The organism is Desertibacillus haloalkaliphilus, assembly GCF_019039105.1.
Classification (GTDB): Bacteria; Bacillota; Bacilli; order Bacillales; family KJ1-10-99; genus Desertibacillus; species Desertibacillus haloalkaliphilus.
This window is the reverse complement of sequence record NZ_JAHPIV010000662.1, coordinates 1-319: the sequence shown is the minus strand read 5'-3', so window position 1 is coordinate 319 and position 319 is coordinate 1. Positions and strand designations below refer to the sequence as shown.

Annotated in this window: 1 protein-coding gene; it reads right to left on the bottom strand. The window is 53.9% G+C overall.

All coding sequences use genetic code 11. The features are described from left to right. The coding region (locus KH400_RS30525; RefSeq protein ID WP_217228804.1) for a hypothetical protein at positions 1-319 on the bottom strand (319 nt) is incomplete at both ends.

The following is a 319-nucleotide window of genomic DNA, read 5'->3' as shown; positions in this document are numbered from 1 at the left end:
TTCTTCTCCCCCTCCCTCCTTTCCTCTCCCTCCTTTTTTTTCCTTTCCTCCCCTCTCCTCTTCTCTCTCTTTCCCCTCTCCTTCCTCTCTTTCTCCCCTTTCCTTTCCTTCCCTCTTTCTTCCTCTTCTTTCCCTCCTCCTCCTTTCTCCCCTCCCTCCCTCCTTTTTTCCTCCCCCCCTTCTTCCCTTTCCCTCTCTTTCTTCTCTTCCTCCCCCTCCCCTTTCCTTTTTTCCTTTCCTTCCTCTCCTCCTTTCTCCCTTCCCCTCTCTTCCCCTCCCTTTCTTTCCTCCCCCCTCCTTCCCTCTTCTCCCCTTCCCT